Here is a 14,555-nt window from a genome sequence, read left to right on the forward strand (position 1 = left end):
CTGCCCCGACCCCCTGTGGACAACCCCTGGCCAATGTCCGATGTACGAACTATCGTCAGTCGGACCCCTTGGTATATTAGAATATATCTTCGAGAAAGGATGCAGGTGATCGGGCTCGATGCCATCGCCCCGCTCTCCCCGGCGGGCGATTCCCGCGCGGGAGAAGTGCTGCGACTGCGCCGCGAGATCAGCCGGATGCAGCGGCGACGCAGCGAGCACGCGCTGCTCCCCCTCGACCCCGCCCTCGCCGCCCTCCTTCCGGAGGAAGGGTTGCAGACCGGCACCTCCTACACCGTCTCCCCGTCACCGAGCCTCGTGCTCGCGCTCCTCAGCGCGGCGTCGCAGAAGGGACTCTGGTGCGCCGTGGTCGGCATGCCGACCCTCGGCGTCGAAGCGGCCGCCGCATTCGGCATCGACCTCACCCGACTGATCCTGGTGCCCGCACCCGGCGATCGTTGGCTGGCGGCGACCTCCGCCCTGGCCGAAGTCGTTCCCCTGATCGTCGTGACTCCCGGCTCACGGGCTCGCGACGCCGACGTCTCCCGGCTGAGCGCGCGCCTGCGCGATCGCGGATGCACACTCCTGGTCACCGAATCTCCCGGCGTCGAGCGCTGGCCGCAGACCGAGGGGACGATTCGCCTGCACGACCCGCACTGGCACGGCCTCGGTGCCGGCTGGGGACTGCTCTCCGACTGCACGGTCACGGTGACGGCTCGGACACGGCACAGCCCTCGCCCGTCGAGCGTGCGCGTGCAGCTGCCGGGCGGACACGGCGCCGTCGAGCCCACCGCCGTCGAGCCCATCGCCATCGCGCCCGCTGCCGTCGACCTCACCCCGCTCTCCGCCCCTTCCCACGAGTCTCCCGTGCCCGTCGAGCCCGTATCGCTGGAGCTCCTGCACTGGGCGGAGGCCGGATGAACAGCCCGCTTCGCGTCCTCGTGCTGTGGTTCCCCGATTGGCCGATGCGGGCCGTCCTCAGCAGCGCACCCCCGCATCCCCCCGCAGCCCTGGTGCAGGCGAACACGATCGTCGCGTGCACCGCCTCCGCCCGGGAACACGGCGTGCGCACCGGCCAGCGTCGCCGGGTCGCGCAGGGGCATCTCTCGTCACTGCGGGTGCTCCCCCATGACCCCGAGAGGGACGAGCGCGCCTTCCTGCCTGTGCTGCATCTGATCGAGAGACACGCCCCTGGGGTCACGCTGCTGCGACCGGGGCTCGCGATCCTCCGCGCCCGGGGCATCTCCCGCTACCACGGAGGAGAGGCGGAGGCCGCAGAGGCACTCACCGCCGTCCTGACGGAGGCCGGTTTCCCCGAGGTACGTGCGGGGGTCGCCGATGGTCCCTTCACGGCGGAGATCGCCGCGCGCGGTTCCGCCGCGTGCACGGTGGTGCCACCGGGGGGCTCCCGGGAGTTCTTGGCGCCCTACCCCGTGCAGGTGCTGCGCGACGAACAGATCACCGGTCTGCTCGTCCGCCTCGGAGTGCGCACCCTCGGCGAGTTCACCGCCCTCGCCCCTCTCGACGTGCGCGATCGCTTCGGCGAGCACGGCGCGCGCCTGCACGCGCTCGCGGCCGGCGCCGACTCCCGGCCGCTGACGCCGCGCCCACCCGACCCGGAGCTGGCGCGGCGGATCGAGTTCGACTCCCCGCTGGGCGGAACGGATCAGGTGGCCTTCGCGGTGCGCCGGACGGCTGATGCGGTGATGCTCGCTCTCGGCGACGTCTCACTCGTCTGCACCGAGGTGCGAATCGAGCTGACCGACGACAACGGGGCCGTCTACTCCCGCTCCTGGCTGCATCCGACCTGCTTCGACGCCTCCGACCTGGTCGACCGGGTGCGGTGGCAGCTGGAGGCTCTGGCCGCGCAGTCCGCCAAGGAACCGGTCGACGAGGCGCGGGCTTTCGGCGGCATCATGGCGGTGCGCATCATCCCCGCCGCCGTCGATGACGCCGCGCATCACCAGCCCGGTCTCTTCGGCTCCGGCACCGATGAGCGCCTGCACCACGCGGTCTCGCGCGTGCAGACCATGCTGGGCCATCAGGGCGTGGTCACCGCCGCCGTCGCGGGTGGGCGCTGGCTCGCCGACCGGCAGGTGCTCACGCCCTGGGGAGAGCGCACGGTCCCTCCGCGCGACCCCGGCTCCCCCTGGCCGGGAAGCCTTCCCGATCCGCTGCCCGCCGAGGTCTTCCTCCCCCCGCGCCCCATCGCGGTGCTCGCCGCGGATGAGAGCACCATCGGCGTCGACGAACGCGGGGCGCTCTCGAACGACCCCGCCCGCATCGAGGGAGCGACCGTGCAGGCATGGGCCGGCCCCTGGCCGGTGCACGAACGACGCTGGACCTCGGGCGGAGGGAAGCGAGGGCACCGGCTCCAGATCGTCGACGACCACGACCGCGCGTGGCTGGTCTTCCACGCCGGCGAGCGCTGGTGGGCCGAGGGGAGGTATCGCTGATGGGGTGGCACAATCCCCCCTTGTCCTGGAACGAGCTGGAGCGCACCCTCAGCGGCGAGGAGTCACCCTCGCCTCCTCCCGGCTCCGAGCCTCGAGGGCAGCGGACGGACCCCGGACCGGTGAGCCGTCGCCGCACGCGCACGCCCCCCGTCGCCGCGCCCCGACCCGAAGACCCGATCCCCTATGCCGAGCTGCACGCCCATTCGTCGTACTCGTTCCTCGACGGCGCCTCCTCCCCGGAAGAACTCCTCGCCGAGGCCGACCGCCTCGGGCTGACCGCTCTGGCCCTCACCGACCACGACGGCTTCTACGGCGCCGCGCGCTTCGCCGAGGTGGCCGGCCTCATGGAGAGCCCGCTGCAGACGGTGTTCGGAGCGGAGCTCTCCTTGGACCTGCCCGCACCACAACGGGGTCACGCCGATCCCGCCGGCGAGCATCTGCTGGTCCTCGCCCGGGGCACGGAGGGCTATCACCGGCTCTCGGGGGCGATCACCGCGGCGCAGCTGCGCGGCGGTGAGAAGGGGCGCCCGGTCTACGACCTCGACGATCTCGCCGCACGTGCGGGCGGGCACTGGACGATCTTGACCGGATGCCGCAAAGGCGCCGTGCGCCGCGGTCTCGAGGCCGGAGACGCCGCCCATCCGCTGCGGTCGCTCGTCGACCTGTTCGGGAGCGAGCACGTCGCCGTCGAGCTCTTCGACCACGGAGACCCCCTCGACACCCGTCGCAACGACACCCTCGCCGAACTGGCCCGTCGGATGCGGCTGCCGGTGGTCGCGACCAACAACGTGCACTACGCCACGCCGGCGCAGGCGCCCCTCGCCGAGGCCGTGGCCGCGGTGCGCGCGGTGCGCAGCATGGACGAGCTCGACGGGTGGCTGCCCTCTCACGACGGTGCACACCTGCGCAGCGGGGCCGAGATGTCGGCGCGCTTCCGGCGCCACCCCGGAGCGATCTCGTACGGGCTCGAGCTGGCCGCGGCATCCGCCTTCCCCCTGCGCCTCGCACGACCGGCGCTGCCGCAGCAGAAGGTGCCGGAGGGGCACACGCCCATGAGCTGGCTGCGCCATCTGGTCTGGGAGGCGGTGCCTACGAAGTACCCGCGACTGGACGACGACGGCCGGCACCGGATCGCGCGCGAGCTCGACGTGATCGAGGAGAAGGACTTCCCCGGGTACTTCCTGATCGTGCACGGGATCGTCACGGAGGCACGACGGCTCGGCATCCTCTGCCAGGGTCGGGGGTCGGCCGCGGCGAGCGCGGTCTGCTACCTGCTGGGGATCACCGCCGTCGATCCGATCCTCTACCGTCTCCCCTTCGAGAGGTTCCTCGCGACGACCCGCACGGAAGAGCCCGACATCGATGTGGACTTCGACTCCGACCGCCGCGAGGAGATCATCCAGTGGGTGTATCGGGAGTACGGCAGGGAGCGGGCGGCCCAGGTGGCGAACGTCATCCAGTACCGCCCGAAGAACGCGGTGCGGGATATGGCCAGAGCGCTCGGCCATTCCCCCGGCCAACAGGACGCATGGTCCCGCCAGGTCGACGGCTGGGGCGTGGGTCTGGAGCCCGTCGAAGGACACGACATCCCCGAGAACGTGCTCGCCTACGCGGGAGAGCTGCTGAAGGCTCCTCGGCATCTCGGCATCCATTCCGGTGGCATGGTGCTCACTGCACGCCCGGTCGGCGAGGTCGTTCCCGTGGAGCACGCCCGCATGGAGAACCGCACGGTCATCCAGTGGGACAAGGACGACTCCGCCTTCATGGGACTGGTGAAGTTCGATCTGCTGGGTCTCGGGATGCTCGCCGCCCTCCAGCACTGCTTCGACCTGATCCGGGAGACCACAGGCGAAGAGTGGACGCTCGAGAGCATCCCCAAGGAGGAGGCGGGGGTCTACGACATGCTCTGCCGTGCGGATTCGATCGGAGTCTTCCAGGTGGAATCCCGCGCGCAGATCGGGCTGCTCCCCCGTCTGCAGCCGCGGAGCTTCTACGATCTCGCCATCCAGATCGCGCTCATCCGCCCCGGACCCATCCAGGGTGGCGCTGTGCATCCTTTCGTGCGGCGCAAGATGGCGAAGGACCGCATCGATGAGGAGAACCGGGAGCGCGCCCTGCGCGGCGAAGAGCCGGTGGAGTTCCTGATCCCGTATCCGCACAGCGATCTGGAGGACATCCTGAAACGCACGCTGGGCATCCCGATCTTCCAGGAACAGCTCATCCAGATGGCGACGGCGATCGGCGACTGCACGGCCGATGAGGCGGACCTGCTGCGCCGGGCCATGGGCTCCAAGCGCGGCCTGGAGAAGATCGAGAAGGTCAGGGACAAGCTGTACGCGGGGATGGCGCGGCGCGGACTCGTCGATGAGGCGGCCGATCGCATCTACGCGCAGATCCAGGCGTTCTCCAACTTCGGCTTCGCCGAGTCGCACTCCCTGTCATTCGCCCTTCTCGTCTACGCCAGCTCCTGGCTGAAGCTGCACTACCCCGCCGCGTTCCTCGCCGGCCTCCTGCGCTCGCAGCCCATGGGCTTCTACTCCGCAGCGACCCTCACTGCCGATGCGCGACGGCACGGGGTCGAGGTCCACCGCCCCGATCTGCATGTCTCCGGTGCGACAGAGACCCTGGAACCACTCGCCGGCGCCTCGGGGAACGGGCCCACCGGCCGGGACGAGTGCCTCACCGACCCTCAACCACCTGTCCTCCGCTTCGACCGTGCGGCACCGGATGAGTCGGCCGCGCACCGCAGGGACGGGGAGTTCGCGGTGCGACTGGGGCTCGGCGGCATCCGTGGGATCGGTGTGCCGATGGCGGAGAGGATCGTCGCCGAACGCGACGCGAACGGCCGGTACCGTGACTTGAACGACCTGGTGCGACGAACGGATGCCACCGCCGCGCAGCTGGAGGCCCTCGCCACCGCCGGCGCCTTCGACTGTCTGGGCCTGGAGCGTCGAGAGGCCATCTGGATGGCCGGCGCCGCGGCGGACGACCGTTCCCGGTTCCTCCCGGGGACGACGGTCGCGGTGCAACCGCCCCTGTTCGCCGATCAGACCAGCTACGAGCGTCTCTCCGCCGACCTGTGGGCGACCGGCGTGTCGACCGACGATCATCCGATGGCGCACTTCCGCGACGAGTTGCGCGCGCGCGGGGTTCTGACGGCGAGCGACCTGCAGGGACACGAGGTCGGTCGACGCATCGAGGTCGCCGGTCTGGTCACCCACCGTCAGCGACCCGCGACGGCCGCCGGGATCACCTTCGTGAACCTCGAGGACGAAAGCGGCCTGGTGAACGTCGTCTGCTCAGCCGGGGTCTGGAACCGCTACCGCCGGGTCGCCCGCGATTCACCGGCACTCATCATCCGCGGCATCCTGGAGCGATCTGCGGAGGGCGTGGTCAACGTGCTCGCCGATGGGTTCGAGGATCTTCGCACCGGTCTCACGCATCGGTCCAGGGACTTCCGCTGAGGACGGCCGCCCCGACTCACCAGAATCGCTCGGGCTCCTCCACGGGAGGACGGTCGGCTCCACCCCAGCGGTCCGCCTCGGCCTTCGCGGCGTCGGCGGCTGCGTCGGCTTCACGGAGAGCGACCTTCGCGCCGGTCGGACCGGGCCCGATGGGGTCGACGAGCAGCGAGGTGTGCGCGCCGGCGCCACCCATCGTCACGGTGCAGCGCAGGACGCGCCCGATCCAGCGGGAGAAGTCGCCACTCGGGTCTTCTGCGCGTCGATAGCGGATGCCCGTGTCGAGGTCGACGATGGCGAGGACGACCGGTTCGTCGGTGAGCGGATCGGTCTGCTCCGTCACCTCGATGCGATGGCCGTGGGCGATGGCGACCTGAGCGGTGAGCACGAGCAGTCTGTCCATGAGTCCACCCTAGAGAAGGCCGTCAGGAAGACAACAGGGAGTCCCTCACGAGCAACATTCGTAAATTTCTTTGTCCCCCAAATGGCGGACAAGCGGATTAAGCGATATTCTGCTCTTCGTAGCGGGGGCTACGAGGCTGAGGACTGGGGAATCAGCCGTGAGCGCAGCGATATCTTCGCCGCCTCCCCTACCGTCCGGGAAGGGCGGTGAGCCCTCTCGACGACACCGTCTGGGGCGGGTCATCGAGAGGGCCAATCTCCCCGGTCGACGCGACGCATCGCGACACGGTCAGTCGAGCGGGATGACCTCGAGCGTGTTCGAACGCACCGGCTCCTGACCCATCTCGGGAGCGTATGGGCTCGGCGTGTACTTGCGGAGGTATTCGGCATCGATCGCGGCGTTGATCGCCTCATCGCCGACCCTCTCGAAGCGGACATCCTTCGTGACGCCACCCGCGGAGACACGTCCGCGCAGGCTGGCCAGGGCCGGGGCGTACCACTTGCCCGCAAGTCCCGTGTAGGAGCGGACGAACAGACGACCGTCGACCGCGACCGCCCAGATCCCCACGGTCTTCGGCATGGTGCCGTCCTCGAGCTGCGCGGAGAGATCGAACATCTCCAGCTCGGCGATGCGGCTGAGCTCGTCAGGGTTCCAGGTCGTCATGGGTCCTCCTCGGTATCGACGGATGCGGCAGAGTGCATGCTACGTCAGAACCGGGAAGACGCCTGACCGGTCACGGGCGGAGTGCCGACGAGGCGCGCGCGCAGCGAGTCGAGGAGCAGGCCGACCCCGAGCTCGAATGTACGATCCGACCGCGCACTCCCGCGCTCCGCACCGTCGATGAGACGCCCCAGAGTGCGCGTGCCGCCTTCGGGCTGCCAGACCTCGTCGGGAGAGGCGAGATCGAGACCGAAGCCGATCGCGAAGGCGTCGATGACGGCGATCACCGAGAGCACCTCATCGTCGGGGAAGCCTCCGTCGACGAGCACGGATGCGAGATCGTCGTATGCGGCGATCACCGCCGGGTGCGTGATCGTCTTCCCCACGAGCAACGGAACGAGCTGCGGGTGGTCTGCGTACATCCGGCGTTGCGTGCGCAGCACAGCGAGCACGAACTCGTCCCAGGGCTCGCCGTGCCACTCGACGCGGTATCCCTCCACGAGTTCTCCGCGCATGAGCTCGAGGATGCCGTCCATGCCGTCGACGTGGTTGTAGAGCGATGACGGGCGCACGCCGAGCTCGCGGGCGATGGCGTTCACTCCGAACGGTTCGCCGGCTCTCGCGAGCGCGAGACCCGCCGAGCCGATGATCTCCGGGGACAGGAGCGGGGAGGAAGGCCTCGGCATCGGGGACTCGCTTTCTCCGGCGGACCGGGTATGAGATCTGGGGGTTCCGCGAGAACCCTCATCTGTGCATAATAATGAACACCATTCGTTTACGAACACCATTCGTTTACGCCTCGTGCCCCACCCGACGCACGTCCGCTGTCTTCCCTCTCTCCGCACAATGCCGTGCCGACTCCCTGGAGCCCCATGACCACTCTCGATCTCCGCACCCGAATCCCCCTCCGCTTCCCGACGGCGACGGCGACGTTCGCCATCGGGATCGCGGGGTACCTGGGCGTCAATCTGTCGCCCTACATGATCACCGCCGCGCAAACAGGCCTCGGCCTCGACGTCCTCACCGCCAGCTGGCTCGTCACCGCGACCCTCCTGCTCACCGCGGTGACCGGCTTGGCCATCGCCCCGCTGTGCGCCGGGGTGCATCGCCGCACTGTCGCGCGCTCCGGGCTCGGCCTCGCCGTCGTGGGCTTCGCGACCGCGGCCCTCGCGCCGGCGGCCATGCTTCCCGGGCTGCTCCTCGGCGGCGCCGGAGCAGGTGGCGCGGTCGCCGCATCGGGCGCGGCGCTCGCCGCTTTCCGCAACCCCGACAGGGTCGCCGGCTTCAACGGGCTCGCGAACCGCGGAGTCATCACGGTGGTCCTCGCCGTGATCCCGCTGATCGGCCTCGCCCCTCTCGACGTCTTCGGTGCGCTGGCGCTGTTCAGCCTGATCGGGCTGATCGCCTCGGCATGGCTCCCCGCCGCTCCGGTCCTCGCCCCGCAGGCGGGGGCGGCCGTCGCCGAGGCGATGCCGATCGAGATCCCTCCGACAGGCACCGTGCGCACCTCCCCCGCCCGCTCGCGGACTGTGACGATCGCCGGTCTCGGACTCCTCATCGTGTTCGCCCTGTGGGCGGCGAGCGAAGACTCCCTCTGGGCCATGGCGGGCATCATGGGCGCGGAACAGGCCGGCCTGACTCCCGAAGGGCTCGGCGTCGCACTCAGTGGCGCAACAGCCGGCGGACTCCTCGGCTCGCTGCTGCTCATGATCGTCGGAGCCCGATTCGGGCGCGCGGTTCCCCTGGTCGTCCTGCTGGTCGCCGGGGGCGCACTCAAGATCGTGGAGGGGTTCGTCACCGATCCCACCGCCTTCATCGTGGTGTTCATCGCCTGGAACTCCATCTACGCCATCGCGTTCATGTACTTCGTGTCGACGTCCGCGGCACTGGATGCCGACGGGCGCTGGTCGGGACCGCTGCTCGCCGTCTACCTGGTCGGGTCGGCGCTCACCCCGGTCATCGGCGCGGCCCTCGTCGGCGCCCTGGGATATCAGGGATTCGCGGTGGCGCTCGGCATCGCGAGCTTCATCCTGGCCGTCCCCACCGGGGCGATCGCCCTCATCTCGACCCGTCTGGAACGCATGACCGCACAGGAGATCGACGCATGACCCGCACCCTCTACCGCAACGGCCGCATCTTCACCGGGGACGAATCCCGGTGGAGCTCAGCGCTCGTGGTCGACGACGACGCGTTCGTGCATGTCGGCACCGAGGAGTCGGCACCGCACGCGGACACGGTCGTCGATCTCCACGGCCGCGTCGTGCTCCCCGGATTCACCGACGCGCACACCCACCTGCTCATGATGGGCGAAGCGCTCGGACAGGTAGGACTCACGGACGCCTCCTCTCTCGACGAGATCCAGCGCCGGCTCCGCACCGCGCGCGAGGCCGCGCCCGGTGTGCTCCGCGGACGCGGATGGCTGTTCGATGCGATCCCCGGCGGTGAACCCACAGCGGCCATGATCGATGCGGTCGTCTCCGACGTTCCGGTCTACCTCGACGCGAACGACTATCACTCGTGCTGGGTGAACACGGCCGCGCTCGCCGAGCTCGGGATCACCCGCGACACCCCCGACCCCATCGGCGGTCGCATCGCCCGCGATGCGGCGGGCGATGCGACCGGGATGCTCTACGAGACCGCCGCGCAGCTGCACGCCTGGGCTCATCGCGACGCCACGACCACCGATGCGCAGCGCGATGCGGCGGTCGAGCGGGTCGTCTCCGCGTACCTCGCCGCCGGCGTGACCGGAGCCGTCGACATGGCTTTCGACGAGCTCGGGCTCGCCGCCCTCGGTCGTGCGGCCGCTCACGGCAGCCTGCCACTGCGCATCGCCGCGCACTGGTTCATCGTCAACACCGGCGACGATGCCGCGAACCTCGCGCAGGTCGCGCAGGCCGCCGCCCATGCGTCCTCGACGACGGCGGGGGTGCGGGTGCTCGGGATCAAGCTCGTGCTCGACGGGACGATCGACGCGTGCACGGCCGCCATGCGGGCACCCTACGCCGACGGGACGAACGCCGCGCCGATCTGGCCCGCCGAACGCCTGCTGCCGGTCGTCGCCGCGGCGGACGCCGCAGGACTGCAGATCGCGATGCACGCGATCGGCGATGCGGCGAGCACCCTCGCCCTCGATGCGATCGAGCATGCGGTCGCTGTGAACGGCGACCGCCAACGACGGCACCGCATCGAGCACCTCGAGTACGCGGCGCCGGGGACCGCGGAGCGGATGGCACGGCTCGGAGTGACGGCGTCCATGCAGCCCGTGCACGCCGATCCCGCGATCTTCTCCAACTGGGCGGCACAGGTCGGAGACGAACGGGCCGACCGCGCGTTCGCCTGGTCGGAGTACGACGAGGCGGGTGCGCTCCTCGCCTTCTCCACCGATGCTCCGACGGCGCCGCATGAGGCCATGGCGAACATGTACGTCGCGGCTACCCGTGCTTCAGCTCTGGCTCCGGGCGTGCCGGCGATCCATCCCGAGCAGGCGCTCCCCCTGGAGCGTGCGATCGCGCATGCCACTCGGGATGCCGCGGCCTCGATCGGCGACGGGGACTGGCGCGGCCGTATCGCTGTCGGATATGCGGCCGACTTCGTCGTTCTCGATGTCGACCCGTTCGAGGGGGATCCCGCTGCCCTGCTGACGACCCGCGTGGTGCGGACCGTGATCGCCGGCCGCACGGTGCACGAGGTGTAGCTCTCCGTCTGCATTTCCAGGATATCGCCGAGGTGGGGGCTTGCCGCAAGGCCCCCACCGTGGGGCAGAATCGACCCTCGCTCGTGCGAACTGCGCGCGGGCGTGAAGGAGATCCATGCCTTTCGACCCCTTCCATCTCCCCGACGATCTGCGCGCGAAGTCGGCGGCAGAGCTCATCGACGCCGACCGCGATCACCTCCGCAGGATCGACGACGCCCTCGAGGCGCACCGTGCCGCCGTGACCTCGCGTCTGGCCGAGATGCATCAGCGTTCCGCCCGGTTCGGAGGCACGGCCGTGGAACGCGACCTCGAGATACGTCGCCTGAGCGGACGGCTGCGGGTGCTCGAGCGCTACGGCATCGACATCTGCCTCGGTCGGATGACCCCGGAACACGGCGACCCCGTGTACATCGGCCGCACAGGCCTGGCCGCCGCCGACGGCACTCGGCTGCTGATCGATTGGCGGACCCCGGCGGCAGAACCGTACTTCGCGGCGACCATGGAGGATCCGCGCGGGCTCCTGTCCCGACGTCGATACCGGTGGGTCGACGGACGGATCAGCGACTACTGGGATGAGGCATTGACCGACGCCGCATTCGACGGTTCGGCCTCGCTCGACGACCAATCCGCCTTCATCGCCAGCCTCGGCGCCCAACGCACGTCGCGCATGCGGGACGTGCTGGCGACGATCCAAGCCGACCAGGACGCGATCATCCGCGCGTCTTCGCCCGGCGCACTGGTCGTCGACGGTGGACCCGGCACGGGAAAGACCGTCGTGGCGCTGCACCGCGCCGCGCACCTGCTGTACGCCGAGCCGCGACTCACGCAGAGCGCGGGCGGCATGTTGCTCGTGGGGCCTCACCCGCACTATCTCGCGTACGTCGAAGATATGCTGCCCAGTCTCGGCGAGGACGCCGTACGGCTCTCGACCCTGCGCGATCTGGTCCCGGAAGGAGCAGCGGCCGTGGACGAGCAGGATGCGCGGGTGGCGCTGCTCAAGGCCGCCCTCGATCCCGTCGCGATACTCGATGCGGCGGCGACGTGGTTCGAGCGCCCTCCCTCGCACGCGATGCGCATCGAGTCGCCGTGGGCCGACCTCTGGATCAGCCGCGAGGAATGGACGGCACTGTTCTCCGGCGCCGACCCGGCGGTCTCGCACAACGTGGCGCGGGACGAGGTGTGGGAGGAGATCCTCGAGTTGCTGACAGACCAGGTGCACGACGATGACGTGCCTCCCCACATCGTGCGACGGTGGCTGCGACAGGACGAGGAGCTCACCGGGACGTTCGTGCGCGCCTGGCCGATGCTGTCCCCGACCTCGATGGTCGCTCGGCTGTGGAGCTCCCCCGACTTCTTGCAGCGCTGCGCTGCGAGCCTCTCGCCCGGAGAGGTCGCGGCTCTGCAGCGCGAGGACCCCGAGAAGTGGACCGTCGCCGATCTCCCGTTCCTGGACGCCGCGCGCCGGCGGATCGGCGATCCCGACGCCGTCCGCGACGAGCACCGCCGCCAAGCCGTCGTCGCCGCGGCGCAGGAGCAGATCTCCCACGTCGTCGACCACCTGATCGAAGACGATGACAGCGAGATGAAAGTGATGTCCATCCTTCGCGGACAGGATGCGAGGAACGTGCTGCTCGGCGTCGACGCTCCGCCCGCGCTCCCGCCGGACGAGCTGGCGGGGCCGTTCGGGCACATCGTCGTCGATGAAGCGCAGGAGCTCAGCGATGCGGAATGGCGGATGCTCCTCGCCCGCTGCCCCTCACGCAGCTTCACGATCGTCGGAGACCGCGCACAGGCGCGGCACGGCTTCACCGAGAGCTGGGAAGCGCGGCTCACCCGCATCGGCCTCCGCGATGTCCGGATCGCCCACCTGGGCGTGAACTACCGGACTCCGGCCGAGGTGATGGCGGCGGCAGGACCGGCGATCCTCGCGGCGATTCCGGACGCCAATGTGCCGACGTCGGTGCGCGAGAGCGGAACGCCCGTGCGATACGACGTCGTCGCCTCGCTCCCCCGCCTGCTGGATGCCTGGCTCGATGAGCACCCGGACGGGATCGCGTGCGTCATCGGCGCCCCGGACCTCGCCCCGACAGCGCGCGTGCGATCGCTGACTCCCGAGGGGGCGAAGGGCCTGGAGTTCGATCTGGTCGTCCTGGTGCTCCCGGAGCAGTTCGGTGACGATGTCACCGGCGCCGTGGACCGGTACGTGGCGATGACCCGGTCGACACGGGAGCTGATCGTGCTCCGGTGAGCATGCCCGGGCCTCTCACGTTCAGCCCACGAGCACCCGACCGGCACGGGCCTGCCATCGCTCATCGCGATGCTCGATCCGGATGGGGTACTCGAACGCCGCGGTCACGAGGGCGGTCGTGAGAACATCGCTCGCCGCCCCCTGCGACACGACCTCCCCCTTCGAGACCAGGGCTGCGTGAGTGGTCGACCCCGGCAGCTCCTCGAGGTGGTGCGTCACGAGCACCGTCGCGAGATCGGGTTGCGCGTCGTGCAGCAGGTCGAGGGTCTCGAGGAACTGCTCCCTGGCGGCGACATCGAGACCGGTGGAGGGCTCGTCGAGCAGCAGCAACCCGGGGTCGGGCAGAAGGGCTCGCGCGATCAGTGCCCGGCCGCGCTCCCCCTGCGACATGGTCGGCCAGGTGGCGTCCTGCCGCCCGCCGAGGCCTAGCATCCCGATGAGGTGGTCCGCCCTCGCGATGAGCGACGGCGACGGCTCCCAGCGGTTCATCATCTCCGTCGTCCCCGTCGCACCGGTCAGGACGACCTGCCGCACCGTCAGCGGCGAGCGCAGCGGATGACGAGGGTTCACATGTCCGATCGATTCGCGCAGCCGGCGGATCTCGACCCGCCCGAGCTGCTGACCGAGCACATGCACGGACCCTCGGGTCGGGTGCGCCTCCGCGCCGCACATGCTCAGGATCGTGCTCTTACCCGCGCCGTTGGGTCCGATGAGGGCCCAATGCTCCCCTGCACGGACGGTGAGGTCGACGCCGGTCAGGATCTGGCGCGAGCCGCGGATGACGTCGACCCCCCTCAGCACCAGCACGTCGGACGGGCGGTTCACACGAGGCTTCTCCTCGGTCATGCCAGCGCGTCCCGCAGTGTGAGGAGGTGTGCACGGCTCCTCGCGGCAGCAGCGCCCTCGTCGCGGTCGACGATCGCGTCGACCTGGGCGGCGTGGGCGTCGTGGTCGGCATCGTCGCCGAACTCCCGTCGGATGCGGAGCATCTCGACCATGGCTTCACGCAGCCGGGGGGTGAAGCTGTCGAACAGGTCGAGGAGGACGGCGTTGTGCGACGCGGCGACGACCGCGCGGTGGAACGCGGTGTCGGCATCGACGTGACTGTCGATGTCGGACCTATGCGCATCGCGATCGGCCAAGGCGCGACGGATGCTGCGCAGGTCTGAGGGCGTGCGTCGCGCGGCGGCGAGCGCGGCGGCTTCGGTCTCGATCGCGATGCGCGCTTCGATCACTGCGACGATGCCGGCCTTTCGCAGCACCGCGTCCCAGTCCTCGGGCGCATCGAGCGCGATGACGAAGACGCCTGCGCCCTGTCGTGAGGCCAGCACCCCGCGCCCGGCGAGCTGGCGGATCGCCTCGCGCACGGTGGAGCGTCCCACTCCGAGCTGCGGCGCGAGCGTCGTCTCCCCGGGGAGCTTCTCCCCCAGTGCCCATTCTCCGGCGCGGATCCGTTCCAGCAGGAGTGCCGCAGCCTGATCCGCCAGGGGTTTTCGCCTCACCTGTGCCATGCGCAATGCCAGCCTCTCGTCTACTTGTCTGAGGAGTTGTGTTACAGTCTAGCCATGTTCTCGTCAGAGCACCTTCTTCTTCGCCGCCACGGCGGGACGTAGCCGGACCGGCTCCCCGTCGTGGA

11 protein-coding genes are annotated in these 14,555 nt (G+C 70.0%); 6 read left to right on the forward strand and 5 right to left on the reverse strand.

What is annotated here, in order from left to right; translation table 11 throughout:
- The first annotated feature begins 99 nt into the window (after positions 1-99).
- From DW307_RS14510 to DW307_RS14520, 3 genes are read left to right on the forward strand one after another with little or no spacing between them, the layout of a single operon-like run.
- A complete protein-coding gene (locus DW307_RS14510; RefSeq protein WP_029264899.1) occupies positions 100-918 on the forward strand; it encodes a hypothetical protein in 819 nt (272 codons plus the stop codon).
- Positions 915-2,453 (forward strand): DNA polymerase Y family protein, encoded by a 1,539-nt coding sequence (locus tag DW307_RS14515; RefSeq protein WP_029264897.1) that lies wholly within the window; start codon positions 915-917, stop codon positions 2,451-2,453. Before DW307_RS14510 ends, DW307_RS14515 begins: the two co-directional genes overlap by 4 nt.
- Positions 2,453-5,917 (forward strand): error-prone DNA polymerase, encoded by a 3,465-nt coding sequence (locus DW307_RS14520; RefSeq protein ID WP_136025043.1) that lies wholly within the window; start codon positions 2,453-2,455, stop codon positions 5,915-5,917. The genes DW307_RS14515 and DW307_RS14520 overlap by 1 nt, the downstream gene beginning before the upstream one ends.
- Positions 5,918-5,933: 16 nt before the next feature.
- On the opposite strand, the gene DW307_RS14525 is transcribed toward DW307_RS14520, so the two are convergent.
- The 3 genes from DW307_RS14525 to DW307_RS18160 form a co-directional block, all read right to left on the reverse strand.
- Positions 5,934-6,317 carry a hypothetical protein gene (locus tag DW307_RS14525; protein ID WP_029258379.1) on the reverse strand — a complete coding sequence of 128 codons (384 nt, stop codon included), beginning with the start codon at positions 6,315-6,317 and terminating at the stop codon, positions 5,934-5,936.
- A gap of 288 nt (positions 6,318-6,605) precedes the next feature.
- Positions 6,606-6,980 carry a DUF2255 family protein gene (locus DW307_RS14530; protein ID WP_136025044.1) on the reverse strand — a complete coding sequence of 125 codons (375 nt, stop codon included), beginning with the start codon at positions 6,978-6,980 and terminating at the stop codon, positions 6,606-6,608.
- A gap of 44 nt (positions 6,981-7,024) precedes the next feature.
- Positions 7,025-7,663 (reverse strand): TetR/AcrR family transcriptional regulator C-terminal domain-containing protein, encoded by a 639-nt coding sequence (locus DW307_RS18160; protein ID WP_021199302.1) that lies wholly within the window; start codon positions 7,661-7,663, stop codon positions 7,025-7,027.
- 186 nt (positions 7,664-7,849) lie between these two features.
- Here DW307_RS18160 and DW307_RS14540 point away from each other — a divergent pair, with 186 nt between their 5' ends.
- The 3 genes from DW307_RS14540 (at position 7,850) to helR (ending at position 12,919) form a co-directional block, all read left to right on the forward strand.
- On the forward strand, positions 7,850-9,085 hold the full coding sequence (locus DW307_RS14540) for an MFS transporter (protein WP_168441041.1): 1,236 nt from the start codon (positions 7,850-7,852) through the stop codon (positions 9,083-9,085).
- Complete coding sequence (locus DW307_RS14545) at positions 9,082-10,671, forward strand: amidohydrolase (RefSeq protein WP_136025046.1); 1,590 nt, start codon at positions 9,082-9,084, stop codon at positions 10,669-10,671. Before DW307_RS14540 ends, DW307_RS14545 begins: the two co-directional genes overlap by 4 nt.
- 115 nt (positions 10,672-10,786) lie before the next feature.
- Positions 10,787-12,919, forward strand: a complete 2,133-nt coding sequence (gene helR, locus DW307_RS14550) for an RNA polymerase recycling motor ATPase HelR (RefSeq protein WP_136025047.1) — start codon at positions 10,787-10,789, stop codon at positions 12,917-12,919.
- Between the two features lie 21 nt (positions 12,920-12,940).
- Here helR and DW307_RS14555 read toward each other — a convergent pair whose 3' ends face one another.
- Together DW307_RS14555 and DW307_RS14560 are read right to left on the reverse strand one after the other, a co-directional pair.
- Positions 12,941-13,765: an ABC transporter ATP-binding protein gene (locus DW307_RS14555; RefSeq protein ID WP_136025048.1), complete on the reverse strand. Its 825-nt coding sequence runs from the start codon at positions 13,763-13,765 to the stop codon at positions 12,941-12,943.
- The gene (locus tag DW307_RS14560) at positions 13,762-14,430 is read right to left on the reverse strand and encodes a FadR/GntR family transcriptional regulator (RefSeq protein WP_136025049.1); all 669 of its coding nucleotides are present in this window, start codon (positions 14,428-14,430) and stop codon (positions 13,762-13,764) included. Before DW307_RS14560 ends, DW307_RS14555 begins: the two co-directional genes overlap by 4 nt.
- Positions 14,431-14,555 lie beyond the last annotated feature (125 nt).

Source organism: Microbacterium sp. K27 (assembly GCF_004794435.1).
Classification (GTDB): Bacteria; Actinomycetota; Actinomycetes; order Actinomycetales; family Microbacteriaceae; genus Microbacterium; species Microbacterium maritypicum_A.